At 39.4% G+C, this 26,096-nt stretch carries 24 protein-coding genes; 6 read left to right on the plus strand and 18 right to left on the minus strand.

The window, feature by feature from the left end; all coding sequences use genetic code 11:
• Nucleotides 1-9 precede the first annotated feature (9 nt).
• The gene (locus tag DP73_RS19320; protein ID WP_034601847.1) at nucleotides 10-1,029 is read left to right on the plus strand and encodes a DUF4236 domain-containing protein; all 1,020 of its coding nucleotides are present in this window, start codon (nucleotides 10-12) and stop codon (nucleotides 1,027-1,029) included.
• Nucleotides 1,030-2,020: 991 nt separating this feature from the next.
• On the opposite strand, the gene DP73_RS19325 is transcribed toward DP73_RS19320, so the two are convergent.
• The 3 genes from DP73_RS19325 to DP73_RS19340 all read right to left on the minus strand — a co-directional run bounded on the left by DP73_RS19325 (nucleotide 2,021) and on the right by DP73_RS19340 (nucleotide 5,113).
• Nucleotides 2,021-2,668, minus strand: a complete 648-nt coding sequence (locus DP73_RS19325; RefSeq protein ID WP_034601850.1) for a hypothetical protein — start codon at nucleotides 2,666-2,668, stop codon at nucleotides 2,021-2,023.
• 157 nt (nucleotides 2,669-2,825) lie between these two features.
• Nucleotides 2,826-3,569, minus strand: coding sequence for a hypothetical protein (locus DP73_RS19330; RefSeq protein WP_034601852.1), 744 nt, complete (start codon nucleotides 3,567-3,569; stop codon nucleotides 2,826-2,828).
• Nucleotides 3,570-4,231: 662 nt separating this feature from the next.
• The gene (locus tag DP73_RS19340; RefSeq protein ID WP_034601856.1) at nucleotides 4,232-5,113 is read right to left on the minus strand and encodes a VOC family protein; all 882 of its coding nucleotides are present in this window, start codon (nucleotides 5,111-5,113) and stop codon (nucleotides 4,232-4,234) included.
• A 112-nt stretch (nucleotides 5,114-5,225) separates the two neighbouring features.
• Here DP73_RS19340 and DP73_RS19345 point away from each other — a divergent pair, with 112 nt between their 5' ends.
• Both DP73_RS19345 and DP73_RS19350 read left to right on the plus strand, forming a co-directional pair.
• Nucleotides 5,226-5,720, plus strand: coding sequence for a hypothetical protein (locus tag DP73_RS19345; protein WP_034601860.1), 495 nt, complete (start codon nucleotides 5,226-5,228; stop codon nucleotides 5,718-5,720).
• A gap of 56 nt (nucleotides 5,721-5,776) precedes the next feature.
• Nucleotides 5,777-6,946 carry an iron-containing alcohol dehydrogenase gene (locus DP73_RS19350; RefSeq protein WP_034601861.1) on the plus strand — a complete coding sequence of 390 codons (1,170 nt, stop codon included), beginning with the start codon at nucleotides 5,777-5,779 and terminating at the stop codon, nucleotides 6,944-6,946.
• A gap of 97 nt (nucleotides 6,947-7,043) precedes the next feature.
• Here DP73_RS19350 and DP73_RS22175 read toward each other — a convergent pair whose 3' ends face one another.
• The 4 genes from DP73_RS22175 to DP73_RS19370 form a co-directional block, all read right to left on the minus strand.
• Nucleotides 7,044-7,520 carry an ion channel gene (locus DP73_RS22175; RefSeq protein WP_052090881.1) on the minus strand — a complete coding sequence of 159 codons (477 nt, stop codon included), beginning with the start codon at nucleotides 7,518-7,520 and terminating at the stop codon, nucleotides 7,044-7,046.
• 185 nt (nucleotides 7,521-7,705) lie between these two features.
• The gene (locus tag DP73_RS19360; RefSeq protein ID WP_034601862.1) at nucleotides 7,706-8,878 is read right to left on the minus strand and encodes an ABC transporter permease; all 1,173 of its coding nucleotides are present in this window, start codon (nucleotides 8,876-8,878) and stop codon (nucleotides 7,706-7,708) included.
• Nucleotides 8,879-9,562, minus strand: coding sequence for an ABC transporter ATP-binding protein (locus DP73_RS19365; RefSeq protein WP_034601863.1), 684 nt, complete (start codon nucleotides 9,560-9,562; stop codon nucleotides 8,879-8,881).
• Complete coding sequence (locus tag DP73_RS19370) at nucleotides 9,562-10,440, minus strand: HlyD family efflux transporter periplasmic adaptor subunit (protein WP_034601864.1); 879 nt, start codon at nucleotides 10,438-10,440, stop codon at nucleotides 9,562-9,564. Before DP73_RS19370 ends, DP73_RS19365 begins: the two co-directional genes overlap by 1 nt.
• Before the next feature lie 868 nt (nucleotides 10,441-11,308).
• On the opposite strand from DP73_RS19370, the gene DP73_RS19375 reads away from it, so the two are divergent.
• Both DP73_RS19375 and DP73_RS19380 read left to right on the plus strand, forming a co-directional pair.
• Nucleotides 11,309-13,363 carry a (Fe-S)-binding protein gene (locus DP73_RS19375; RefSeq protein ID WP_034601865.1) on the plus strand — a complete coding sequence of 685 codons (2,055 nt, stop codon included), beginning with the start codon at nucleotides 11,309-11,311 and terminating at the stop codon, nucleotides 13,361-13,363.
• Between the two features lie 54 nt (nucleotides 13,364-13,417).
• Nucleotides 13,418-13,828, plus strand: a complete 411-nt coding sequence (locus tag DP73_RS19380) for a hypothetical protein (protein WP_034601866.1) — start codon at nucleotides 13,418-13,420, stop codon at nucleotides 13,826-13,828.
• 78 nt (nucleotides 13,829-13,906) lie between these two features.
• Here DP73_RS19380 and DP73_RS19385 read toward each other — a convergent pair whose 3' ends face one another.
• The 4 genes from DP73_RS19385 to DP73_RS19400 all read right to left on the minus strand — a co-directional run bounded on the left by DP73_RS19385 (nucleotide 13,907) and on the right by DP73_RS19400 (nucleotide 17,031).
• Nucleotides 13,907-14,482 (minus strand): NAD(P)H-dependent oxidoreductase, encoded by a 576-nt coding sequence (locus DP73_RS19385; RefSeq protein ID WP_034601867.1) that lies wholly within the window; start codon nucleotides 14,480-14,482, stop codon nucleotides 13,907-13,909.
• 314 nt (nucleotides 14,483-14,796) lie between these two features.
• A complete protein-coding gene (locus DP73_RS19390) occupies nucleotides 14,797-15,036 on the minus strand; it encodes a hypothetical protein (protein ID WP_052090885.1) in 240 nt (79 codons plus the stop codon).
• A gap of 40 nt (nucleotides 15,037-15,076) precedes the next feature.
• Nucleotides 15,077-16,099 (minus strand): serine hydrolase, encoded by a 1,023-nt coding sequence (locus tag DP73_RS19395; RefSeq protein ID WP_034601868.1) that lies wholly within the window; start codon nucleotides 16,097-16,099, stop codon nucleotides 15,077-15,079.
• A 125-nt stretch (nucleotides 16,100-16,224) separates the two neighbouring features.
• The gene (locus tag DP73_RS19400; protein WP_034601870.1) at nucleotides 16,225-17,031 is read right to left on the minus strand and encodes a M23 family metallopeptidase; all 807 of its coding nucleotides are present in this window, start codon (nucleotides 17,029-17,031) and stop codon (nucleotides 16,225-16,227) included.
• A 112-nt stretch (nucleotides 17,032-17,143) separates the two neighbouring features.
• Between DP73_RS19400 and lexA the strand changes: the two genes are divergently transcribed.
• On the plus strand, nucleotides 17,144-17,758 hold the full coding sequence (gene lexA / locus DP73_RS19405) for a transcriptional repressor LexA (RefSeq protein ID WP_034601872.1): 615 nt from the start codon (nucleotides 17,144-17,146) through the stop codon (nucleotides 17,756-17,758).
• A gap of 192 nt (nucleotides 17,759-17,950) precedes the next feature.
• Here the strand turns inward: lexA and DP73_RS19410 are convergent, their stop codons facing one another.
• The 7 genes from DP73_RS19410 to hfq form a co-directional block, all read right to left on the minus strand.
• Nucleotides 17,951-19,057 carry a D-alanine--D-alanine ligase family protein gene (locus DP73_RS19410; protein ID WP_034601873.1) on the minus strand — a complete coding sequence of 369 codons (1,107 nt, stop codon included), beginning with the start codon at nucleotides 19,055-19,057 and terminating at the stop codon, nucleotides 17,951-17,953.
• 106 nt (nucleotides 19,058-19,163) lie between these two features.
• Nucleotides 19,164-19,709: a signal peptidase I gene (gene lepB / locus DP73_RS19415; protein WP_034601874.1), complete on the minus strand. Its 546-nt coding sequence runs from the start codon at nucleotides 19,707-19,709 to the stop codon at nucleotides 19,164-19,166.
• 63 nt (nucleotides 19,710-19,772) lie between these two features.
• A complete protein-coding gene (locus DP73_RS19420; RefSeq protein ID WP_081963107.1) occupies nucleotides 19,773-21,038 on the minus strand; it encodes a methionine gamma-lyase family protein in 1,266 nt (421 codons plus the stop codon).
• A gap of 30 nt (nucleotides 21,039-21,068) precedes the next feature.
• Complete coding sequence (gene hflX / locus DP73_RS19425) at nucleotides 21,069-22,676, minus strand: GTPase HflX (protein ID WP_034601897.1); 1,608 nt, start codon at nucleotides 22,674-22,676, stop codon at nucleotides 21,069-21,071.
• A 51-nt stretch (nucleotides 22,677-22,727) separates the two neighbouring features.
• Nucleotides 22,728-23,729, minus strand: a complete 1,002-nt coding sequence (locus DP73_RS19430) for an AAA family ATPase (protein ID WP_034601875.1) — start codon at nucleotides 23,727-23,729, stop codon at nucleotides 22,728-22,730.
• A gap of 72 nt (nucleotides 23,730-23,801) precedes the next feature.
• A complete protein-coding gene (gene typA / locus DP73_RS19435) occupies nucleotides 23,802-25,625 on the minus strand; it encodes a translational GTPase TypA (protein ID WP_034601876.1) in 1,824 nt (607 codons plus the stop codon).
• 181 nt (nucleotides 25,626-25,806) lie between these two features.
• Nucleotides 25,807-26,064 (minus strand): RNA chaperone Hfq, encoded by a 258-nt coding sequence (gene hfq, locus DP73_RS19440; RefSeq protein ID WP_034601878.1) that lies wholly within the window; start codon nucleotides 26,062-26,064, stop codon nucleotides 25,807-25,809.
• Nucleotides 26,065-26,096 lie beyond the last annotated feature (32 nt).

Genomic DNA, 26,096 nt, shown 5'->3' on the forward strand with positions numbered 1-26,096 from the left:
TTATGGGGAATGAGAAAGAGCATTAATCTTGGCGGCGGTTTCAAGATTAACCTTAGCAAGTCTGGAATCGGCTACAGTTGGGGTGTACCTGGTTACCGAATAACAAGAACCGCGAAAGGCACAACTCGTAGTACATATTCCATTCCCGGCACAGGGTTGTCTTATGTTGACGAATCGGGGAGAAACAGGAACAGAACTCCGAGTTCGAGAAACAATGCTCGAAATAACATCCAACCTATACAACAGCAAGAACAGATGTGCAATATCGAGAGTGCCGAAATTGAGTCATTCAAAGCTGCTGAAATCAGAAATATTACATCTGCCATTGAAAAAACGATTCGGCTTAATAAGTGGAGTACGGTCTTAATAGTTTGTGCTATCCTTATCCCTACATACCCAGTGTTGACTCTCTTGCCTATTATCGGAATTATTCTCAAAATTGTCGCCCACAAGTCAGGGACAGTGCAATTGGAATACACACTCGATGATGATAAGAAAGACGAATATAATCGCCGAATTGGAGCATGGAAAATCCTTGCTGAGGGAGATAAGGAGTGGCAAGTTATACAAGAGGCTCACGTCTCCAATCAAAAAGTGAATGCCGGTGCGGACAGAAACGTCAAGCGAGTGGTATGCAAAATTGAAGAGACTACTCCATTTTACATTAACACGAATGTTGATACCATTCAGATCAAGCTTTATAAGGAAATCCTTATTTTCCTGCCTGATAAAGTGTTTATCATCAGGAAAGGCAAGGTCGGTCTTGTTAACTATGAGGATGTTAGCATTCTTGTATCGCAGACAAGATTTATTGAGAGCGATCCATTACCAAAGGATTCGGTTGTGGTTGGCTCAACGTGGCAATATGTGAACAAGAACGGAACACCTGATAGGCGATACGGCAACAACCGCCAACTCCCTATTTGCCAATATGGTGTTGTGTACCTCACTTCAGGAACAGGGCTAAATATTGAAATGCAGTTTTCCAATGTAAATAAAACGCAAGACTTTGAGGAATTAATTAGATAAGTGGGGGGACAACAATACTGACTTTAACCAGATTCTCATTGCGGAAGCTAGTGAATACGATTTTAAGTCCCTGTTGAGTCAAACAAACCACGCAGTTGACTGAAGACCGACCTTCAGAACTTTCGCCATTATGAGGAGTAATTAAATTATTTTATAAAATGAATTGGGGAAGAGGGGAAACTAGGTAGATACTGGAATTGAAGCATAAAAGCATAAGCATCTTAAGTGTATTTGGAATAATGATAACTACGATACGAGTAATAAAATCCAACCAATGGGGGAAGAAGTACGATGTCATTCAATTCAAGAATATATCCTAGTGTATGGTATTAGTAAAAGGTTACGAAATTTAACTCTTCACTAAATAGATATTTAACGCATAGTTGATGGTGCAAGTGTCCAAGATTATTGTAATAGGTAATTGCTAATAACCCTGGATAATCCAATTTGTTTAGTCATCATCACAATTTTAATTTATATATAGTTCTGAATCATATTATTGATACATATTTAACGCTTTGTATAAGCTCCTGTAGCCACAGTTTTCTAGGATTTGAGTATTTCTCTAGGCATCTATTTCTAAAGCCTTACAGAGGTCCCTAGAGGCTAGTTTTTCAGTCACATATATCGCGGACTCTGACAAAAGGTCAAATGGATAAGGATATGAGTATATATAAATGCCCAATGTGAATACCATAATTTAAAAAATCACAGATAGCCTGAAAATCACTGATACGGATAAATTGCGCTTGTAAATCCGTATTGAGCGTTTCAGGCTGTTATTAGTATTACCCCCTGCGATAATTCACACTCTACTTTACATAATATCTATTATAGGACCCAAGATAAATTTCTCGATCCATAAATCAATTGGCTTATGACGAGCGACGACATCAAAACAAATTCTTAAAACGAAAATCCTGCAATAACTCTTCACAATTCTTTTGTCATAAGACCTTTTAAACCATTCTAGCCTCATTAACCGATCGCCTTACTGTACTACATCCACAAAAGAAGTTTCATCAAATACGCTTCCATATCTCCGCAAATCATTCAAATCGCTCTGTAGTATACCATTATTGTCATAAAGCTCAATAACTTCAACATCAGCTAAAGATTGTGAAGTAATAATATAGCCTTTTTCAACTTTATCATCGGAATAAACCTCACCATTTTTAAATCTCACCAAGATGTTTTGTATATCAACTGGTTTCTTTTTGTCAGGTTCAATCAACCAAGTTGAATCGTTGAAGTTCCCAAATAAGATTTTGCAACCATCATATTCAATAACATTGACGGTAAAACACATGCTTAGTGGCGTCTGTCCTTGTGCTTTCTTAATAATTTTCTTGTTTTCATCCAGGAAAAACAAATTCGTATATGATTGCCCCTGTCCATCGTTTTTTTCGGTTAATACTAAAGTACCATCCATAAAAACCTTTTGGGCAAAAATATGAGTCTTACCTTTATTAGATGGTTCGTAATTTTTATAATACGACTCCACGATCTGTCCGAGACTACTCCGGTTATTAACTGTGTCACCCTTTGATTCAATCTGTTGCCCCACTCCGGTATTTGAGCAACCAGACACCATCATTGCAAGGACAAGCGTTACAAAAAGGAATCCTATTTTTTTCAAACGCTCACCTCCAATTATATTCAGGCGAATATCCTGCTGATTATTTACAAATCTAAGTCATTTATTCAATTTCTTGGTCATACCTCTTTCTCACTTGGAAATACCATATTATCGAAATTATATTATCCTAATTCTTTCGAAGGCAATTCTATCAACTCTACAAATACCAAGTTTTCCCCATATCATCTGATTTGTATTTTGCGCTAACTGTACCTCCCATGTAATCACCTTGTGGCCCCTGCCCTACTAAAAGAAATAACTGTCCTTCTTCAACATATGGAGTTTCGGGATGGATGAAAGGTTCAAGAGTGGTTCCCATCCAACTCTCTTTAACCGCAGGGATGATAACGGGTGCAAATGATTTACCTCCATCCTCCGTTCGATAAAAATTAGTTTCAGCCCCATCTATTTTTGGATATTTCTCCAAATCATATCCAGCGGGTCTTTGAACTTTGGTTACAGTATAAATATAGGTTCCTTCCTCAGATGGCTCTACATTAAACCATAAAACCCATTGACACTTAATCTTATTTACCTCTATAACCCCATTCCACTTGGAAGCATTTGCTGCATTCAAGTTTTTAGTCACAACAGAAAAGTCTATTTGAATCACATCGGCTTCTCTGTTTTCAATCTGATCAATCGAGTATTCAGCAACTTTTTGGCCCCAGGGTACATATCTTCCCTTGTATTGCTCTAGGTATGACTCCAGCCATTTTGTCCCCCCTGCAATAAGGTCTTTGCTGTTAACCTCCACAGAGAAGCCCACAGGTTGAAACTTAATTTTACTTTGCTGATATTTGTAAAAGCCGAAATAACATACAGCTAAAACTACAACAGCAAGGCACAATTTAGTCACTAACTTGTTCATTTTCTCCTTTGGTTCGGAAAAAGAGGACATCGTTTTAGCTCCTTCTTTACTAAACATACTAATTAATTTTACAATAAGAAAGGCAGCTCCGGTAAACTTCCTTACTTTAGATCACAGTGCGCAAATATAAATATATAATTATGCTGACAACTGCTGTAATCCCCCGTAATAGTCTATTCCTTTTATCTATTAATACCTCGATAAACAGTACTGCGGCTAAGAGAATCCATATTCTCTCAAATAGAAACAGCCCCAATAATATTGATATTGAAAATTTAAATATAGGTAGCACCAAAATCAGTGATGTTAACGCAATTGTCATTAACGAGATGAGTCTTGTCTTTAGCGAATACTGTTTATAATATGAAAGCGCAATGAAACTTAAAATTAGAAATAAGACTATCCACTGAAAAATCATGCATAAATCCTCCCGGTCCACTTGCTTCACCACTAATTATATCTCAGGTTTAATTGTTAAAACTAATATTCTTGAAGGTTGTTTCACAAGAGTTTAAGAAAACCAGCAGTCAGGGGATGAAACTTCTCCCTGACTGCTGGTTTATGTCATTTAACTACAAAAATAAGAGAAAATACCAATTTCCGAAAGTAGGATAAGTGATCTTTCGAAATAGCAGGTACTTGTCGATTTGTTGGTCTCATCAAGTCCTTAGGCCCTGAACACGATTGCTTAATTATTTCTCGTATGCCTCAATTAATTCACTAATCTCAAACTTTTTCATTTTAAGAAAAGCTTCTGTAACTTGTGCTAGTTTTTTTGGATCCTTATTCTGCATCATCTCATCCATAATTGCGGGAACAATCTGCCATGAAAAACCGTATCTATCTTTTAACCAACCGCATTGCTCTGCTTCAGGAACGGCTGACAGCTTATCCCAATAATAGTCTATTTCAGCTTGGGATTCGCATTTAACAACTAATGAAATTGCCTCATTAAATGTAAAGTTATGCTCGTAAGCACTGTCCATGGCGGAAAACGATTGGTTATTCAAGGTAAAATCGACATGCTGAATCATGTTCGGTTTATTTGGATCTGCGTTCTCTCCGTATCTAAGGATATCCCCTACACTCGAGTGCTCAAATATTTTTGTGTAAAATCTGATAGCATCTTCGGCATTGCCGCACTGATCTCCGACAAACATTAGAGTTGGGGTGATTTTTTGCTTGATTTCCGTATCACCAATGTGCATTATCTGCCAAGAAAGACCGTATTTGTCAATGACCCAACCATACTTTTGGCTAAAGGGATAGGTGTCCAAGGGCATTAAGGCAGCACCCTTTTCAATAAGTTTTCCCCATAACCCCTCAACTTCCTCGCTAGAACTGCAAGCGATGCGAAATGAAACAGCGGGTGTAAATTTGAATAATGGTCCAGCTGACAACAGCATAAATTCTTGTCCTGCCAGCTCAATCGTGATCATATCCACGGATCCAGAGGGTGTGTCATTTATTATGGTTTTGTCTTTTAGACTGGATCCTTCAAATAGGGACAGATAAAACTTTGATGCCTCATCAGCTTCTTTATCAAACCATAAGTGCGGGATAAGCTTTTGCATATTGGGTCTCCTCTCAATTTCATTTTTTAATTATCGTCTATCAATATAAATATTATTCCTTGAAAAGGCTAATCTTATATGTATCAAATATGAACACCCTAAAGGAGATAGTATGCCTAAATACTTCGCTTTCCCAATATTCACCATGGTATTTGCATTAATTTTAGTCGCTACTGTTCCTCAGAGAGAAACCAAGCGCCTTGCAATATATGGAATAATTTTTGGAGGAATGATGGATTCCCTAGTACACTTATTTGGGTATATTACTGGCTTGTTCTCTTGGATAAATTATGGACCCTTTGGTTTTCTAGGCGTTCATCTATTCCCCGGTATATCTTGGTCAATATTTTTTATCATATATTATTATTTTTTACCTCAGCAAAAACCTTTAAATTACATATTTGCTGTTGCGGCAATCTTCTTTTCCACTTTATATTATAATTTGCTCTCCGAATTAGATCTCCTATATTCCTCCAGTAAATTATGGTTGCCTCTTGCTGGTTTTGCTTTTTGGTTTTCAACAGCAACCTGGGGTTTTTATAAATTAAATACTTTTATGGAATGTAACTCTTTTAGATGGAATCAAGAGGAAAAGACGAAGGAATAAATTTTAATTTCTTGCTCTTTTTTCTCCTGTAAGCAACGATTATGGAGGTAACCTAGTTGGAAAACACACATAATTTCATTTTACCAAAGACTAATCTAATAGGTGTTGGGGCTATCAAAGACCTTCCCAACGAGCTATTAGCTTGGAAGCTAAGCAAAGCCCTGATCGTTACTGATAAAAACATGATAAGTCTCGGCTATGTGGAGAATGTAGAGAAGATCTTAAAGAACCTATTCATTTCATATGATATATTTGATGGAATACTGCACCCCAATCCTACAGTTTCCTTCGTAGAAGATGGCTTAGCTTATTTTAAGAAAGGTCTTAATGTTTTACGCAACTATAAATTGATTATTTCCATCGGCGGCGGAACCAATCATGACTGCGCTAAAGCAATAGCAATGGTAGCTACCAACGGTGGTTCAATCATTGATTATGAAGGGTATAACAAAGTGACTAAACCACCCCTACCCCAAATTTCGATCAATACAACTGCTGGGTCGGGGGCTGAATTATCTATGTTTACTATAATCGTCGATAATTCAAGGAAAGTAAAAATGACCATTGCTTCCCCTTTTTTGACACCCTATATAACTGTTAATGACCCAATATTTATGACAACAATGCCTAAGGAAGTTACCGCCAGTTCAGGTTTTGATGTTGTTTCCCATGCTATAGAAGCATATGTATCTACAGAAGCTTCTCCACTAACCGATTCTTTTGCTCTTGAAGCGATACGAATAGCATTTGAGTATCTGCCGAGAGCCTACGAGAATGGCAATGATTTAGAAGCTAAGGAAAAAATGATGTATGCCAATATAATGGCTGCAATGGCTTTTAATAATGCCGGATTAGGTTATGTGCATTCAATGGCCCATCAGTTAGGCGGATTTTATGGTCAGACCCATGGCTGTTACAACGGGATCTTAGTGCCTTATGTATTTGAGTTTAATTCCGTGTCTATACCTAAAGAAAGAATTATGAAATTATGTGAAGCCATGGGGACTAGTACCCAAGACACTTCACAAGCTATCGACATAATTATTGATTCAATTAGAAGATTAACTGCCAAAATCGAAATTCCCGGTAAATTGCGTGATATGGGACTCAAAGAGAACGATATTGAAATTCTCTCTCAAAACGCTATGAAAGATATAACTGCTTTTACAAATCCGAGAAAAGGGTCTGTTGAAGATTTTATAAGCTTATTTAAATCCGCTTATTGAGTGAAAAACCATCCAACAAATAAAGCGACTTGATGGCCGCTTTTACTATATGGATTTATCTTAAATATAATCGTTAACACTACGGAATTAGGTTACCTTATTCCTTATCAGCCTCGATAAACCTTATTACAAATGCAGCCATTATGATTGTGCTAAGAACATAGCCCAAAATCATTTCGCTTGCAACAAACATTTTAGCCGTGTTGGTTATTGGATATATATCACCATAACCTGTGGTTGTAAAAGTAGTGATACTGAAATATACACTATCTATTGCCGATAGAATCATTCCGTCTTTAAATGCATGAGAAAGATCTCTGGATAGTTTATAGTAAAAATTAGCATACCCCAAAACTAGGATGATACTTAATAAGATGATTTTGGGGAAAAGTAATTTCTTGTGCTCCTTATGAATTATCTTATTAGTTAAGAAGGCTAAACTTAGGAAGAAATAGGCAAAAACAATAATTACAAAATATGTAGGCATGAAATTAATGTAGAAATCTATTAGGATGATACCCAGCAAAATCAGACTTAAATAAAGAAATCTGTTAAGAATTTTATGGGATCTCAATTAAATACCTCCACTCTCTCTAATCCTGAAACTAAATCATATTATAACTAACGGATATTTCCTTAGTCTCAATGGATTGATCAACATATTATAATCTAATTCCACATCTTCCTTAAAATCTCCTCCTTAGCCCCCAAAACTATGTTTTAGGGGCTTAATTATTAGGGCAGAAACCATCACATCAACTATAAACTTCGCAATGCGTCAATAGGATTAAGTTGACTTGCTTTTCTTGCAGGCATGTATCCAAATACAATACCAACTAATCCGGAAAATCCCACCGCCAGTAAAATAGTAGCAATAGAAAGCGAAAATCCGATCCCAATAAATGCTGCCGCAGTATAAGCTATTAAGCCGCCCAGAACCAAGCCAATGAGACCACCGACCAAGGAGAGGAATATTGACTCAATAACGAATTGCAGCTGTATTCTTTTGGGTGTTGCTCCTAAGGCCTTCCGCAAACCTATTTCCATCGTTCGCTCAGTAATAGACACGAGCATCATATTCATGATTCCAATCCCTCCCACTACGAGGGATATTGCAGCAATTCCTGCCAGCAGAAGTGACATCATGGACATCATTGATTCAAAGGATTCGATCATATCCCCCATATTAAAAATTGTATAGGCGTTTTCTTTATAGTTAAAAGCCGGATTAAGCACCCCTTTAAGATCAGTTACAGTATCATCAGCTAATGAAGTATCTTCCAAGAATACATCTAGACTCGATATATTCTTGACTCCCAAGCTTCGCATTGCCGTTGTATAGGGGATTATGACAGACTCATTATTCGATCCCATACTAAATCCACTTGAGGCATTTAATGTGCCAACTACAGTATAACTAGTACCGTTTATGACAAGGTCTTTCCCAATAGGATCAACACCAAAGTAAAGTTCATGGATGATATCGCTGCCAATAATTGCAACCTGGTTTTTACTATTTAAGTCGAGTATATTTATTGACCTCCCAGTCTTAAGCAGGCTGGTATCCATGTTGAAATATACCTCGTTTTTACCCTGTACTGTCACGTTCTCCATGAGCTTTCCCTCGTAGATAATCCCGGTCTTTCCGGAAATCGTCGGGGATACACCCTTAATATTCTCCTCCTCTGAAATGTTCAGCATATCCTCTTGATTAAGCCCTTGTTTAAGAGGAGTACCCATAACATTCACAGTGATTTTATTGGCACCCAGCTCTGTGACTTGATCGCTGATACTATTTGTTGCACCCTGGACTATAGTGATTAAAGCAATAATCGATGCTACTCCTATTACAATGCCAAGCATTGTCAAAAATGAGCGCAGTTTATTTCTAACAATATTTTCATAGGACATTTTTATACTCTCAAACAGCATCTACTGAACCCCCTGTTCCGACAATTGTCCATCGAGAATGTTAACAACTCTCTTGGCGTGACGTGCAATTCCGATGTCGTGGGTTATCATAATTATTGTTCTTCCGTCATGATTCAGTTCCTCAAAAAGCTCCATAACCTGGGCACCTGTTTTTTGATCTAAAGCACCTGTTGGTTCATCGGCCAGCAAAATTGTGGGCTCAGTAACTAAAGCCCGGGCAATGGCAACACGTTGTTGTTGCCCTCCGGATAGCTGAGTTGGTAAGTTTTTTGTCTTATCAACTAACCCTACTCGATCAAGCATTTTCAGCGAACGTTCCTTTCTTTCCGTAGAGGAGAGGCCAGCGTAAATCAACGGTAACTCCACATTTTGAAGAGCACTTAAGCGTGGCAGGAGTTGAAAGCTTTGAAATACAAAGCCAATTTCCTTATTTCTAATAAAGGCAAGTTCAGTTTCATCCAGGTCTTCAATATCATTGCCAGAGAGTAAATATTTTCCTGATGAAGGTATATCTAAGCAACCAATAATATTCATCATTGTAGATTTCCCCGAACCTGACGGACCAAGTAAGGATAGAAATTCACCGGAATTTACTTGTAAGTTCACCTTTCTTAACACTTCTAGCTCTTCTTCCCCCATATAGTAGCTCTTAGAGATATTTTGCATGTTCAGAACTTCCGTCATTAATCATCACCACCCGTATTATTCATCCCAGCTGGAGGAAAATTTCTTCCTTCCTTGACTGCAGTCTTGGTATAGTAAACAGTCTCTCCACTTTCAAGTCCACTTTTTACTTCTACGACTATCCCATCATTTATGCCGGTAGTAATTTCTGCTCTAGTCTCTGTACCACTCTCATCTTTTTTCAGAACATAGGGTTTGTTATTCTCGTCGAATTGAACCGCTGTTATAGGCAAAGTGACAATTCCGCTAGCTTGATTGCTTATAATTTTTACCTCTGCAGACATTCCGATTCTTACACTTTCATCGTCCGCAAGATCGATTACAGCGGTAAAGAATGATACTCCATTAATTATTTGCCCCTCTTTAGATATTGAGCTGACATTGCCCTTTATTTCTTTGTTTATTGCACCTAGTTTAACAGTGGCTTCCTTACCTTTCTCAATCGCAGCAAGGTCATACTCATCGACTTTTACTTTGATTTGAAGATTCTCATAATCCACAACTTCTAATAGTTTTGTACCTGCCATCACTTGTGCCTTTTCCTCTACATTAATATTAACAATTTCTCCTTGAATTTTTGACTTAATGTCTTCTCCAGCCGTAGTTTTAATTAAGACTGCCCCTTCTTTAACAAGGTCTCCCTCTTTTACTTTAATTTCCGAAATTTGCATCATCTTTTCAGAAGTTACAGTTTGACGATCTGTAGTCTCCACATTTCCTGTGAAGGAGTAATAGGTGGTTAGGTCGTCTGTCTGAGCAACAACGCTTTCATAGGGAAGTTGCGTAGGTTTTTTAAGAAAGGCTATGCCTCCTACAGTTACAACTGCAGCTATCAAACCCAGAATAATCCATTTAACACTTGATTTTTGTTTTCTCATTATCTATTTCCTCCAATTTTTTAACCTCCATGAACCATATCATAAGCTGGATATATGAATTCAACATGAACTTCGGATTTGGGTAGTTCTAACTTTTAATTTTGCACTGATCTTCCCAATAATATGTAATGGAATATAAATCAATAAACCCTCAACATGGCATTTCTGCCGATATTGAGGGTTTACTATAAATATTCATTTTGCAACTAGTTAAAGTCAGTAACCTTATTGCTATTGTCATATTGAATTTCACTGAATCTAATTAAGGATTAAATTAGTTTTAAGTTGTAGTTATATTATATGATAAAACACATTGTAGCCAATATTCAAAATGAATAACCATTCATTATTTTGCTTTAGTCTTAAATAATTATACTTTTTAGGTCAATTTGCTATAAAGAGATCATATTACAAAATACACTATATTGTAATACTCTCCATATATTGTCTAACGATAGATTGAACTACCCCTCAAATTATTGGGACTTTTTAACTTATACTAAATATTGTTATCTAAATTAGGATTTTTGGCGTGAACATCCATATATTATCTTAATATCAGAGATGTTGACACAATGCAACCTTAAATGTTAGTCTTTGTCTATAAGAAAACTGGAGAGTATTATTAATAATCTTAAAAAACGAGTTAATAACTCGGAATTTTTTTACACAATCAAGTTAAATTATTCACTAATATTACATTATATACAGAAAATTTGAAATTCATTTTGGGAGGATTGCTTATGGCAAAATTATTACCATCTAACTCTAGGTTTTTATTTTTTTGGGTTTCTAAAACATCTTAAAGTTATTTTTGGATTCTAAATTATCTGTAAATTATTATTAAAAATTTTTGGGAGGGGTTTAAATGCGTTTAGGATGGCTAATAGTTTTCACTCTAATGACTGTCTTGGCAATTCTGTCCTTTAGTAAAGCTCTTAAGAAAAAACTCGGAATTTTGAGCTTAGGTGCCAAAGAAGAAAGATTTGATAATCCTAATCAACGTTTTATGAACTTTGTTAAGTTAGTACTAGGTCAGAGTAAATTAATTAATGAACCATATGGAGTCGTTCACTTTATCATCTTCTGGGGCTTTATTTTTATTTGTTTAGGGGAATTACCACTAATATTTGAAGGACTCTTCCCTGCTTATTCTTTCCCTATCTTGGGAACAAACCGCTATTTTTATATGATTAAAGATCTTATGACTGCCTTAGTAATCGTCGGCTTGTGTTTCGGACTAATTAGAAGATGGGTAATTAAACCTGCTCATTTATCTCGAACACCCGAGGCAGCAATTATTGTAAGCCTGATTTTTGGAGTTATTGTTACTGAATGGATCGGCAGCGGCGCAAAAGTAGCTCTTGAGCCTAGTAACAGCGTATACTCACTGGCCATTATGTATCAAAGTTTTGCCACTCTCTTTAGTGGTTTAAACACTCATACTCTTGAACTGATTGAAAGTGCTTTTTGGTGGATTCATATGTTGATTGTATTTGGTTTCCTGGTTTACATTCCAAACTCAAAGCATATGCACCTTTTAGCAGTACACCCTAACACCTATTTCTCTTCTTTGAAACCTATTGGTGGTCAAATTGAAAAAATTGACTTAGAAGATGAAGAGTTAACCGAATTAGGGGTTAACCGGATTGAAAGCTTTACTTGGAAGCAACTATTAGACAGCTTTGCTTGTGGAGAATGTGGAAGGTGCATGAATAACTGTCCGGCCAACATTTCCGGCAAACCCTTGAACCCTAAGCGTTTAATCAGCCGCCAATTAAAAGACCATCTTTTAGAAAAAGGTGCCGTCCTGAATGCTAAAGGCTTAACTTCCACCAGCGATGAAAATGCGGACGCATTAGCAGAAATTGCCGAAAATGATCCTCAAGCATCTGAAATTCTTCAAAAATCCTTAATTGGGGATATCGTTTCCGAAGAAGAGATTTGGGCATGTACGACTTGTATGTCTTGCCAAGTACAATGTCCGGTTGCCAATGAGCATGTGAATAAGATCATTAATATGCGTCAATCTCTGGTTATGATGGATAGTAATTTCCCACAAGAGTTACAAACGTCCTTCCGTAACGTCGAGAATAATGCCAACCCTTGGGGTATCGGTTACACCGAACGTGCAAATTGGGCGTCTGAGTTAGATATCAAATTAATTAGTGAACATGAGAATGTCGATTACCTCTTCTGGGTTGGCTGTGCCGGTTCTTTTGATAGTCGTGCCCAAAAAGTATCTGTTGCAGTCTCGAAGATTCTTAAGGCTGCAGGTATTAATTTTGCAATCTTAGGAACTGAAGAAAAATGTTGCGGTGATTTTGTTCGCCGATCAGGAAACGAATATCTATTCCAGACTGCAGCAATAGAAAACGTAGAAATCTTAAATAATTACAATGTGAAAAAAATCATTACAACTTGCCCCCACTGCCTAAATACTTTGAAGAATGAGTATCCTGATTTCGGCGGTAATTACGAAGTAATCCATCATACACAATTTATCGATCAATTAATTAAGGATGGCAAATTAGTCCTCAACTCAAAAGGTGACTTTGAACCACAAAGAATTGTTTATCATGATTCCTGTTATCTTGGTCGTTATCAGCAAGAATTCAATTCACCTCGTGCCCTGTTCAATATGGTTCCTGGTGTTGAATTGGTAGAGATGGATCGTCACCATAATAAGAGCTTTTGCTGTGGTGCAGGTGGTGGCCGTATGTGGTTGGAAGAGCAAAATGATCAGAGGGTTAATAATCTTCGAGTTGAACAGGCGCTTGATAAAAATGCTGAAGTTATCGGTGCGAATTGCCCCTTCTGTATTACGATGATGGAAGATGGCATTAAAGACAAAGTTGACGCCGACAAGCAAACTGTTAAAGTCTTAGATCCTGCTGAGCTCATTGCTAAGATGATAAGCTAGTATCAAAGAAATGCACTTTAGTATTCTAAGTTTCGGTTCCAAGGAGGCAAATCGATGGCAGAGTGTGAAGAGTTAATGAACAGATTTACTTTAGCTGGTCAAGATCGTAACATTAGAGAATTACGTAGTCATGAGCTTGAAGAGTATAAATCAATCTACAACGATTTAGTGGCCCAGTACTTCGATTCGAATGGAGAAATCCCTGTAGATATGGATATTCAAGTAATTAACAAAATCTATACTCAAAATGACATGAATACAACTCCATTGGGATTGGTTAACGTAAGCTTAGAGTACTTGGCCAGGATCCTGACCTTTGCTAAAGCTCAGGGAATTCAATGGCAGCTTCAGTGTAGAAAGTGTACAGATACTCACTTTAAGAAATTATCTCATTTTGAGGTTAAAGTAGATTGTGACAGAGACGTTTTTGTAACGATGGCTGTCGAGGCAGGATTTCGGTTTTGATCTAAAAATATTATTGATTAAAGGTATCCCACTAGGGATGCCTTTTTTCTTATCCAAACTTTCTAAGCAGCTTCAGCCCTAAAATCCTTCGGCTTTACAAGAACTTAGTTCTTGTGTTTTAGCAACCAATTTGCGCATAAGATTAGAAATGGATTTTCTGGCGATATCATCAATTAGCTTTCCATCTTGATCAAATTTTTTACTGGCGTTAGTGATTAATACTTTTCGGCTATTGATGGTTTGGAGTTCAAGTTTGCCACATACTCTTCGAAGATGATGTTGTACATAGCCCCCACCGAGCACTTCTAGCGATGCACTTATCATCGCCAGGGGTTTCCCTCGTAATGGTAAATCACTCCCTCGTGAAGCCCAATCTAAAGCATTCTTTAAAACTGGGGGTATGGAATAATTGTACTCAGGTGTAGATATGAGGAATGCATCTGCCGTCACCAGTTTGTCTTTCAAATCAATAACAGCTTGAGGTAATCCTTTGGATTCTACATCCTCGTTAAAAATGGGGATCGGCGATAGATCTACGATTTCCATAGTTGCGCCTTCCGGAAGTAAGGCTGCCGCCGCTCGCAGAGCTGCTGTGTTGTATGAATTGTTTCTTAAACTTCCAGAAATACCAATGATTCTAATTGCTTTTGTCATTAAAGCACCCCCTATTAATCTTAGCCTTTGTTTAAATGCGAGAATTAAATGGTGGGAATTATATTTCTGTTTAATATATTCACAATATTCTACACTTTAGATGCAATTCCTGCTTGGAGTAGTATAAATATTTTGATAATATAAAATAGTATAAAATAATAACAAAATTATAGGTCAGACCGTACTAACGATCTGACCTTGATATTTCATATTTAAAAATGACTTCCCTTGTGTGTCATAAATTTTATTTTGCAATATCTTTATGAATTATCTTGTTAGTCTTATTTACTAGAAGACTAAAGAAACTGGATAAATTATTGGTTTTTTATTCTAAATACTTTTTTCTTACCATCAAGCTTCCCTCTGCTGGCCTTTTCTTCTGAATTTACTAAGATATCATCTATCTCAATCTCAGCGAAATCTCCCTCTAGAGAATTAATGCATTGGCAGCAATTATCACATTGTTTTAACGGATCAAGATCGCAAAGATTGCATTCACCACATTGGGTACAACTTCGATCTTGCAAAACACATGGATCTCCCATAGTATTCAAACTACTACTCCCCCCTATTATCTTGTAAATTGTGGACTTCCTAAAATATTCCCGGACTTAAGATTAAGGAGTTCGGCTCTTTCGTTAATCCTTTTAAGGCTGCAGCAGTACGCTGCTCACTCCAAGCTTCATCGAGCAAGAGAATAGTATCTCTGTAGCGTTGCTTACTTCCTAATAAAACAACTAGGTAGTCCCCATCGGATCTTGTTACATAAGAAACCAGACATTGCCCCGCCTCTGTTGTTGTTCCTGTTTTTAGTCCTTGGTTTCCGGGATAAATCCCAAGGAGACGATTTGTATTCTGCAAATCAGCTTCTCGTAATTTCCCTTGTCCATCCGTCCACTGAACATGGGCATTTGCCAATTTGACAAACTTCATCAGTTCTTTATTTTCAATAAATCGAACTGCAATTTTGCTTAGGTCATTAGCTGTTGTGTATTGATCAGGATCGGGCAACCCATGAGGGGTTGTAAAGTGAGTATTTTGACACCCTAAAGTAGCAGCGTACTCATTGATTTCTTGAGCAAAAGCAGGGATCGAGCCACTAACTTTTACTGCCAGAGCTGCAGCCGCATCATTGGAACTGTTAACATATAAGGCAGTTAAAAGATTATGTACGGATATTTCATCTCCCGGCTGGAGCCCCAGACGTGAGCCTTCTACATTCACTTCTGTCCCAACTCGAACAACATCTGATTCCTTTAAAGATTTTAAAGCCACAAGCCCAGTAATAAGCTTTAGTGTGCTTGCCGGGGCACGCTGTATATCGGCATTATGGGATTTGATTACCTGATTGGTTAAGGGGTCAATAAGTACATAACTTTCATCTTCTGTTGAAAGATCTTGGGAGGAAGATCCAGGCTTTAATGATTCAGAAAATTGAACTTTTGTATCGGTCAATCCTGCAGTCTGTAAATTGGCGATGGCTGGACTAAAATAGCTTAATCCGATCAACAAAAAAACACTGAACAGCAGGCAAAACGTTATAAATGTGGCTTTTCTGGCTTTTGTAGTTTTTCTTTTAGTTCTAGAATTAGAAACTCGATAATCTAATTGTTTCACAATAATCCCTCTTTTAAGCTAAGGCCTACCAGTCAGGTCTTAAGATATTATAACATTCCTTATCACAGCAAACATCGCTATTATAACTAATTTAATCCAAGGTGGCAAGTTTTGTTTGCTATACCCTAACTAGGATTCTTGGTGTCCGTCCATAATTGCCATACCTTTAAGAATGGATAAGGATTAACCCATTGTTCATTGGGAAGTTCTATACCAAAATGAAGGTGGTCCGGAGTGGTCAGGGCATCGCCGGTGTGACCCATTCCGCCAATGAAATCCCCGGCTGCAATTCTTGCCCCTTTCACAAGATCTGGAGAAATATATTGCAGATGAGCGTAGTAATAATAATTCCCATCATCTCCACGTACACCAACTCGCTCACCACCTAATCTGTTCCACCCCAGTTGTTCGATTTTTCCACTACATACACTAACTATACTTGTCCCTTCTTTTCCAAAAAGATCCGTTCCCTCATGTCTGCGAATCCCTCCTTCTCGATCTGCTCCAAAACTATCCTCATACCAAGTAGTTCCATTAATGGGGAAGGTGTATTTATAAGGTTTATAATATGAATACTTGGCTAAAATTTCACGATGTCTTTTAATCGCCTTAAGCTTATCTGAGGAAAGCTTGCCCCAATTAAGATTTGCGAAGGAAACATCGGATTGTAGTTGAGTAATAAGTGCTTGAGCTTCTAATTCAGGAATCGTTGAACGTATAGCTATGAGATCCTCAAAAGGGATTGTCGGGGTTCTGGAATTATCCTGTACACATTGTTTTACAAGGTCGGGAGTTATTGTTGATAAATAGGGATACACATCAGAATCAATTTTTACCGGCCGATGCAGTACCTGCCAGACAAGGAATGAAGAAAGTATCACAAAAATCAACTGAATTACCGAAATCAAACCTTTTTTTGACCTTACTCTCATTTAATCCCCTACTCTCATAATTATCTAAGAATTTTTGTGTTTTGCGAACATTTGTTTGCACTTTTAGCGAATGAATGGTACAATATTCCTGACTAGATGGGGGTGTTTTTTTATGTACCCGGATTTATCGCAAAGACAAACGAAGATTTTGGACTTTATTAAACAAGAAATCCGTAAAAAGGGTTATCCACCAGCCGTAAGAGAAATCGGCGAAGCTGTAGGGTTGTTATCTAGCTCTACTGTTCATGGGCATCTCCAGACATTGGAGGACAAAGGATATATTCGACGTGATCCTACTAAACCACGTGCAATCGAAATTTTGGATAGTTCCAGCGAAGCCCTTGAAATGAAAAAAGTAGTGCAGGTCCCTATTGTCGGCCACGTCACAGCCGGTCAACCTATCACGGCAATTGAAAACATTGAAGGGTCCTTTCCCTTATCAGCGGATTTTGTGCGCCATGACAATATTTTTATGCTTCGCGTCAAGGGCGAAAGTATGATAGGAGCAGGAATATTAGATGGGGATTACATTATCGTTCGCCAACAAAACGAAGCACGTAATGGTGAAATTGTTGTAGCGTTAATTGGTGATGAAGCGACTGTAAAACGTTTCTTTAAGGAAAGAACTCTGATCCGACTTCAGCCTGAAAACCCAGCCATGGAACCGATCTACTCCCAGGATGTTTCAATCCTCGGTAAGGTCGTCGGCGTTTTTCGAACTATGTAATTACTTAATAATTCCTAATATCAAAGATATGCATAAGATGTATAAGATAACATCAATTTCTATTCAACTTTAACCAGAAGAAGCACAAGAGTAAAAAAGCGTTCTCTCTCCACTGTCCTTGACAGTGAAGGAGAACGCTTTTTGCTTGCTGTACCCAGTTGAATTTATGGGAACTAAGTTAAACTGGCTCTATTAGTCGTTCTTGGATATTTTACAGTTTTGTTTATCCTGAAAACGTTCCATACCCAAGATAATTAAGCGATCGATCAATTCAGAGTAGGGAATGCCTGTAGCTTCCCACAGTTTAGGGTACATGGAGATTTCGGTAAAACCCGGTAGAGTATTTATTTCATTAAGAAATATTTCATTTTCATCATTAACAAAGAAGTCAACCCGACTTAAGCCGCTAGCTTCAACTGCCTGGAAGGCTTGAATGGCCATATGTTGCAATTTCTGGACGACGTCGTCGTTCAGCGCTGCCGGAATTAGAAGACTTGAGCCAATGTTGGAGTACTTTGCTTCATAAGTATAGAACTCCTGGGCCGGTAGTACCTCCCCTGGAATGGAGGCGATAGGACTATCGTTTCCTAAGACTGATACTTCTATTTCATGCCCGGTAATGGACTCTTCAATAACGATTTTACGGTCAAAAATGGCTGCTGTCTTTAAAGACTCTTGAAGTTCTATGCGATCATGAGCCTTGGAGATCCCAACGCTCGACCCCAGATTGGCTGGTTTAACAAAGCAGGGATATCCTAGCTGCGCTTCAATCCTATTCAGATAAGTCTCAGGTTCCCTCAGGAACTCTGATCGCAGTACAGTAACATAACGTGCCGAAGGAAGATTTCTCTCGATGAACACAGCTTTCATTCGATCTTTATCCATCCCCAGAGAAGATCCCAGAACTCCGGATCCTACATAAGGAACATTAGCCATCTCCAGTAATCCTTGAAGTGTACCGTCCTCCCCATAGGTTCCATGCAGAACCGGGAAAACCAAGTCAAACTTCCCATCGTTGGGCAGAGATTGACCATTGATAGCCAAGAAATGTGGTTGAGTAGGATCGATGACTAAAGTTACCTGTAAACCCTCCGTAGTCGTCGGGAAGCCTTCTTTCAAGATTCGATCCGGTATAACTCCCCAGAACCACTGTCCTTGTTTGTTAATACCAATCGTTTCTACATTGTAACGACTTCTGTCAATCGCTCTGTAGATTGACGATGCAGAGTTTAAGGAAACCTCATGTTCCCCTGAGCGCCCACCGAACAGAAGAACCACAGTTAGTTTGTGATCATTCATTATACCCCATCCTCCCTAAATATGTAGTTTACTTTCTCATCAAGACTGTCCTCTGTTAAAAGACCAACTATAAGAGTATATGCGATAAAAAGAAAAAAGCTCCTACCTAACGGTCAAGAGCTCCAATTTGATCTAGAGGCCAATATCGAAATAGAGTTCTTCCGGTAATATTATCTACGGGTAAAAATCCCCATTCTCTTGAATCAGCACTGTTGTTGCGATTATCTCCCATGACAAATACAGAATCGTTGGGAACAACTATTGGACCGAAATCACTGTTGGCATTATCTACCACATAGGATTCCTCAAGTCGTTGATCGTTTACATAAGTTTTTTTACTGCGTATTTCAACTTTATCCCCTGCTAGCCCAACAACCCGTTTAATATAGTCATCCGTAGCATGAGCACTCGGTGGTGGATGAAAAACAATAATATCTCCATGATTAATATGATCAAACCTCTTAAAGAAGAACTTGTCCACAATGACCCTATCTTCAAGTTGAATTGTAGGGAGCATTGAACCTGTAGGGATTTTTCGCGCTTCAATCACATAGGTGCGCAATACCCAGGAAAGCGCGAAAGCAATTAGGACAATTTCAACAAGTTCAATTAAGAATCGAAAAGAACTTTTTGGAGTCTCCGAACTTTCCATAAGTCACCTCTTTCTACTCTTCATATTAACATAAATTCATGAATGTTTAAAACAACAATTCAGCTAACTCAGAAGTCCCTGGTTCCAGAGATTCAGAGCAGCCAAGATATTGCCCATCTGTACATAAGTGTAGGATATTCCTCCTTGCTGATAGACAACATAAGGCTCTCGCAGGGGTCCATCTGCTGAGAATTCACTGGTAGAACCTTGGATGAAAGTCCCTCCTGCCATGATGACTTGATCTTCATATCCTGGCATGCCTGAAGGAATAGGTAAAACATGAGAATCAATGGGCGAACCTTTCTGTAACCCTTGACAGAAGGCTATCATTTTTTCTCGAGAACCTAATTTTACAGCTTGAATAAGATCTGTTCGATAGCTTTCTGGTTTAGGATGCACCTCAAATCCTAAAGCCTCCCAAAAGGCCGCAGAAAAAACAGATCCTTTTATGGACTCGGAAACCGTTAAAGGGCTAAAGAATAAGCCTTGATAAAATAAACGTTGCCATTCCAGGGTAGCACCCATATGCTCTCCAACTCCCGGGGCTGTTAAGCGTTGTGCGCTGAGCTCAACCAAATCAGCACGTCCAGCAACATATCCGCCGGTGGGGGCTAAACTCCCGCCTAGATTTTTTATCAGTGATCCCGCCATCAAATCTACACCAATATCCCCGGGTTCTTTATCTTCCACCAGTTCACCATAACAGTTATCGACAAAAATAATTAACTGGGGATACTGGGTTCTTACGAATTCAACCAGTTCTTCCAGCTGAGCTATCTGCAGAGCGTCACGCCACGCATACCCGCGAGATCGTTGCACCATTAACATTCGGGTTTTAGGTGAAATTTTTTCTTTGATTAGTGGATATTGAAGTTTTCCTTGAGCGTCTAAGGGAATTGTGTCATGAAGAACTCCAAAGTCCATCAGGCTTCCTTGCCCTTTTCCTCTGAGGCCGATTACCTCCTCCAGAGTATCATAAGGATTCCCACTTACTGAAATAACCTGGTCTCCGGGCCGCAGAACCCCAAATAAAGCTGAAGCAATAGCATGAGTACCTGAAACAAATTGTCCACGGACAAGAGCTGCTTCTGCACCTAAGATACGGGCAACGATGCGATCAAGTACTTCACGCCCCGAGTCACCCAGTCCATAGCCTGTTGTGCCCTGCAAATGATAGGATGCAACTCGTTCTTCTTGAAAAGCATGTAAGACTTTTTCGTGATTCTTGCGGGCAATTTCTTCAAGTCTAGGTAACTGAGCTTTGAGGGACTCTTCTGCTTTTGCTACAGCCTTATTTATTATTTCTGGCCATTCAGGGTTTGAATACAAGCCATTTCCTCCTAACATGGCTCATTAACTTTAATTCAATAATGAGCTGAGAACTTTCCAAACTGGTTTCAAGGAATCCCCTCGTTTGAGGGAAATCTTAATGGGATAAGGCAGGTAGGATGTCAGTTGACTCAAATCTTCCTCGCCAACTTGGTCGATTTTATTTAATAGAGTAATCATTGGTTTATCAGCACTTTCCAGCTGACTAAGAACCTCATGAACTGTTTCAGCGTGGTGTACAGCTTGAGGATGGCTTGCATCAACAATGTGAATCAAAACATCTGCTTGTTTAACTTCCTCAAGGGTCGCCATAAAAGCGCGTAAAAGTTGGGTTGGCAGTTTTCGGATAAACCCTACCGTATCACTCAAGAGAATCTCTAAAGATGAGTCAATTCTAATGCTTCGCACTATAGGATCGAGGGTAGCGAATAGTTTATTCTCTCCAACCGGTAGATCAGATCGACTTCCGGCTTGTTCCATGGCCTTTGTCATAAAGGTGGTTTTACCTGCATTGGTATATCCGACTAAAGCAATGAGCGGCAGACCGCTTCGGGTTCTTTGCCGGCGTAATACATCCCGCTGCTGTAAGACTAATTTCAGTTCTTTTTCCAATTGGTTAATGCGATCTCGCATCCGCCTTCGGTCCAACTCTAACTTGGTTTCCCCCGGTCCCCGGGATCCGACTCCTGCACCTAAACGAGAGAGAGCTAACCCCTGTCCCGTCAAATGTGGGAGCAGATGTTTAAGCTGAGCCAATTCAACTTGCAGTTTACCTTCACGGGACTGGGCCCTCTGGGCAAAGATATCTAAGATTAAGCCGGTTCGATCCAGCACTTTTAATCCAGTTTCCGCCTCTAAGGTTCTTAACTGGGTAGGAGAAAGTTCATCATCACAAATCAAGACATTAGCATCCGTTTCCTGTAACCGATGGATTAGCTCTTCCAGCTTTCCACTTCCAAAATAGCTCTTGGTCTGACCGTAACGTCGAAGCTGAACAAGTTGCCCTACTACATCAACTCCCGCAGTGCGGGCCAGTTCTCGCAGTTCAAGCAAATCCTCGTTGGTTTCCGACTCACTGTCTTCGAGAGCGATTAAAAAAGCCCGTTCCTTGCCTGCTTGCCCGGATTCATTCTTCGTCTTCCCTTTACTCTTGGATAGGTCAGAAAGACTAGCATAATAATCAAACTCCGTCCAATTATGAGGAGTCAGGTTAACAATATAGGGTGAGTGCTCCTCCGTACGAAATGCTATCTCAATACCTGTCAGACTTCCTTGGAAAACTCCAATTGAAGCCATGCTTTCCAGCCCTAAGGATTCTAAGGCGCTGTAGTCCAAGGAACTTAGCTTATGATTACCATTTGGATGGGTGTGGATGCAGCGTAGATGTTTTCCAAGGGATCGTCCTTTTACCGGCGGAAGCGTAACTGTAGCATGACGCCCTACCGCAGAAGCCAGCAGGTTACCATTACGGGCAAGATAGACTGCTATCTCACGATTCCAAAGCCCCGTCAGACGAATTAACTCTTTAAGGATTTCAGGATGGATAAGCTCTGAGCGTTCTGTTTTAAGTTCAGATAAGTTTTTAAGTTCTTGTATCTGACTTGCCCGAATCCCGGACAAGTCTCCCGAAATGTCCATCATCATTAATACCTCATATTCATAGACTAAAAACGTTTCTAAAACAAATCATCAAAGATTGTCCATGTTTATATCGATGGGCAAAATTTGGATGAGTTCTTCACGGCTTGAGCTAGGCTTTTGAAATAAGCGAACAGCTTGTTGGCGAATAGTCTTCTCTACAAGATTACGAACAAGTCGAGCATTTCCGGCATAACGGTGAGAACTTAGTAAGGTCTGCAGATGAAACCGGAGAGTGTCTTCAGCAGCCAAGGTTAACTCGTATTGCCGAGATTTGAACATCATTTTTCCGATTGCTAACAATTCTTCAATAGTATAGTCCGGAAAGTCAATATGTATAGGAAAGCGTGACCTTAGCCCCGGATTAGTTTGCAGAAACCAGTCCATTTCTTGACTATAGCCGGCCAAGATCAACACAAGATTGTCTTTATTATCTTCCATTGCTTTTACTAAGGCATCAATAGCCTCTTTCCCAAAATCCTTCTCCCCGCCGCGAGCTAAGGAATAAGCCTCATCAATAAACAGAACCCCACCTAAGGCTTTCTTGAGCTGATCACGAGTTTTTTGAGCTGTATGCCCGATATATTCACCGACCAAATCAGCACGCTCACACTCAATGATATGTCCTTTTTGCAAAACTCCCATTTCTTTAAATAGTCGACCGACTATGCGAGCCACAGTTGTCTTGCCTGTACCTGGGTTCCCTTTAAAGATCATATGGAGGACAAGGGGTTCAGCAATCAGCTTTTCCTGGCTCCTTCGCCTTTGAATTTCCACAAAAGCTTGCAGGTCTCGGATTAAGCGCTTAACAATGACTAAGCCGATGAATGACTCTAATTCAGCTAATATCTCGGCAACTTTTTCTTTATCTTTTTCCTTATCCTTATCCCTGTCCTTCTCTTTTTCCAAGGAAGAAGGATTTGTTTTACGTAATCGTCCAATCCCCACCATGTCATTAATAGAACTATGTATTTTCTCTGTTCTGGGGGGTAATGGAGTCTGAATAACCGGAGGAATTTGGTTGTCCGGGCCAAATTTTATTTTAATTGTCAAAGTACAGGCACCTCCCATCTTTATTACTATACGCAAGTAAAGATGAAAGGTGTCCTAAAAAACTTATTGTTATTATTTCCCTGTTAGAGTCTTAGCATAGCGGACACGAGCGGTGTGATCAAGATATTTTTTGCGCAGCCGGACGCTTTTAGGTGTAATTTCAACGAGCTCATCGTCGTTAATAAACTCTAAAGATTGTTCTAAAGAGAATTCTATAGGCTTGTCTAGACGCAAAGCCTCATCAGCAGAACTTGTACGCATATTGGTAAGCTGCTTTTTCTTGCAGACATTCACTTCGATGTCTTGCTCACGCTTATTCTCTCCAACAATCATGCCTGCATACACATGAAGACCCGGGTCAACAAACAAAGTACCGCGATCTTGAGCAGCATATAAACCGTAAGCGTTTGTCTCTCCTTCTTCAAAAGCAATTAAAGCTCCACGACTTCTTCCCGGAATGTCACCTTTATAGGGTTCATAGCCTAAGAAGATGTGGCTCATCATACCTTCACCCCGGGTTTGAGACAAAAACTCGCCCCGGAAACCGATCAGTCCTCTGGCCGGAATCTTAAATTCAACCCGTAGTTGAGTTGTTGAGAGATTAGTCATATTGGCCATCTCAGCTTTACGTTTCCCTAAGAGTTCCATTACAGCACCCAGGGCGTTTTCCTGAAGGTCGCAAATTAAGAATTCCATAGGCTCGCATTTGACCCCATCGATCATTCTATAGATAACTTCGGGTTTGGAAACTTGAAGCTCATACCCTTCTCTTCGCATGTTCTCGATTAAGATAGAAAGGTGAAGCTCACCCCGTCCCGAGACTTTAAAGCAATCCGCAGACTCTGTCTCTTCAACTCGTAAACTAACGTTGGTTTCTACCTCTTTAAAAAGACGCTCACGGATCTTGCGAGAGGTTACAAAATGTCCTTCACGCCCGGCGAAGGGGCTGGTATTGACCATGAAGTTCATGGACAGAGTAGGTTCGTCTACTTCAATAGTTGGTAAGGCCTCCGGATTTAAGGCACAGGCCACGGTTTCTCCGATATTGGCACTGGTAAGTCCTGTAAGGGCAACGATTTCTCCGGCAGAAGCCTCTGCAACAACCTCACGCTTCAGGCCTTCAAAAATCATGACTTTCCCGACTTTAGTACGTTCAAAACTTTCATCCCGCTTAATCAGCGTGACATTTTCATTCTGATGGATTGTTCCGCGCACAATCCGGCCAACAACAATTTTTCCCACATAATCGTCATAATCCAGTGTTGTTACCAACATCTGAAACGGTGCTTCCAGATCAACAACCGGTGCCGGAATATGCTCTATTATCACTGAGAAGAGAGGGGCCAAAGAAGTATCTAGGGACTCATGGGCCAGGCCTGCTATCCCAGTACGAGCTGAGGCATAAACAACCGGGAAATCTAATTGCTCGTCGTCAGCGCCTAACTCTATAAAGAGGTCTAAGACTTCATCGACTACCTCGTTCGGTCGAGCATCCGGGCGGTCAATTTTGTTAATTACGACGATCGGAACCAGCTTGAGTTCTAAAGCTTTGCGTAAAACAAAACGTGTTTGAGGCATTGGTCCTTCAAAGGAGTCCACAATCAGGAGTACCCCATTGACCATCTGTAATACCCGTTCGACCTCACCGCCAAAGTCAGCATGTCCTGGAGTATCGATGATATTGATCTTTGTCCCTTCCCAATGCACAGCTGTGTTCTTTGACAAAATGGTAATTCCACGTTCACGTTCTAAATCATTGGAATCCATGACGCGTTCAATTACTTGTTGATTGGCTCGGAAGGTTCCACTTTGTTTTAACATGGCATCAACAAGCGTGGTTTTCCCATGATCTACGTGAGCGATAATAGCAATATTTCTTAAGTTGCGAGTTTCCATAGTAGGATTTTAGTTCCTTTCTTTCACTAATCTAATCATATCACTTTAAGATATCATAGTTGGGAAACGAATTCAAGCATGAAGAACTAAGTTCAGTTAAAGCCGAACTTAGTTCTTCATGCTTTGAGGTTATTCTTCTATTGCGAGGTCTAATTTACGTATTACCCTATTCAGCCTCGATTTATCCTTTTATTGCATTAGACTCTGCTGCACTGGCAGCGGCTAGATTAATTGGACGTATCGGCATAACCGTAGAGATAGCATGCTTATAAACCATCTGCTGTCTGCCTTCAAACTCAATAACAACCGTGAAGTTATCAAATCCTTTAATAAGTCCCTTTAGTTGAAAACCGTTTACCAAATATATGGTTACAGGAAGGTTTTCCTTGCGTACCTGATTTAAAAAAGTATCTTGTAAATTGATGGGCGATTTGTTCATTTATTTTCCTCCATCACCTTATTTTTCTATTC

It is taken from the genome of Desulfosporosinus sp. HMP52, from assembly GCF_000765145.1.
Lineage (GTDB): Bacteria > Bacillota > Desulfitobacteriia > Desulfitobacteriales > Desulfitobacteriaceae > Desulfosporosinus.

Bases quoted from the DNA above. Each gene is read 5' to 3' on its own strand.
- DP73_RS19320 (WP_034601847.1), top strand. From the start codon at position 10: ATGAGAAAGAGCATTAATCTTGGCGGCGGTTTCAAGATTAACCTTAGC.
- DP73_RS19330 (WP_034601852.1), bottom strand. From the start codon at position 3,569: ATGTCCTCTTTTTCCGAACCAAAGGAGAAAATGAACAAGTTAGTGACT.
- DP73_RS19340 (WP_034601856.1), bottom strand. From the start codon at position 5,113: ATGCAAAAGCTTATCCCGCACTTATGGTTTGATAAAGAAGCTGATGAG.
- DP73_RS19345 (WP_034601860.1), top strand. From the start codon at position 5,226: ATGCCTAAATACTTCGCTTTCCCAATATTCACCATGGTATTTGCATTA.
- DP73_RS19360 (WP_034601862.1), bottom strand. From the start codon at position 8,878: ATGCTGTTTGAGAGTATAAAAATGTCCTATGAAAATATTGTTAGAAAT.
- DP73_RS19365 (WP_034601863.1), bottom strand. From the start codon at position 9,562: ATGACGGAAGTTCTGAACATGCAAAATATCTCTAAGAGCTACTATATG.
- DP73_RS19370 (WP_034601864.1), bottom strand. From the start codon at position 10,440: ATGAGAAAACAAAAATCAAGTGTTAAATGGATTATTCTGGGTTTGATA.
- DP73_RS19375 (WP_034601865.1), top strand. From the start codon at position 11,309: ATGCGTTTAGGATGGCTAATAGTTTTCACTCTAATGACTGTCTTGGCA.
- DP73_RS19380 (WP_034601866.1), top strand. From the start codon at position 13,418: ATGGCAGAGTGTGAAGAGTTAATGAACAGATTTACTTTAGCTGGTCAA.
- DP73_RS19385 (WP_034601867.1), bottom strand. From the start codon at position 14,482: ATGACAAAAGCAATTAGAATCATTGGTATTTCTGGAAGTTTAAGAAAC.
- DP73_RS19400 (WP_034601870.1), bottom strand. From the start codon at position 17,031: ATGAGAGTAAGGTCAAAAAAAGGTTTGATTTCGGTAATTCAGTTGATT.
- lexA (WP_034601872.1), top strand. From the start codon at position 17,144: ATGTACCCGGATTTATCGCAAAGACAAACGAAGATTTTGGACTTTATT.
- DP73_RS19410 (WP_034601873.1), bottom strand. From the start codon at position 19,057: ATGAATGATCACAAACTAACTGTGGTTCTTCTGTTCGGTGGGCGCTCA.
- lepB (WP_034601874.1), bottom strand. From the start codon at position 19,709: ATGGAAAGTTCGGAGACTCCAAAAAGTTCTTTTCGATTCTTAATTGAA.
- hflX (WP_034601897.1), bottom strand. From the start codon at position 22,676: ATGGACATTTCGGGAGACTTGTCCGGGATTCGGGCAAGTCAGATACAA.
- typA (WP_034601876.1), bottom strand. From the start codon at position 25,625: ATGGAAACTCGCAACTTAAGAAATATTGCTATTATCGCTCACGTAGAT.
- hfq (WP_034601878.1), bottom strand. From the start codon at position 26,064: ATGAACAAATCGCCCATCAATTTACAAGATACTTTTTTAAATCAGGTA.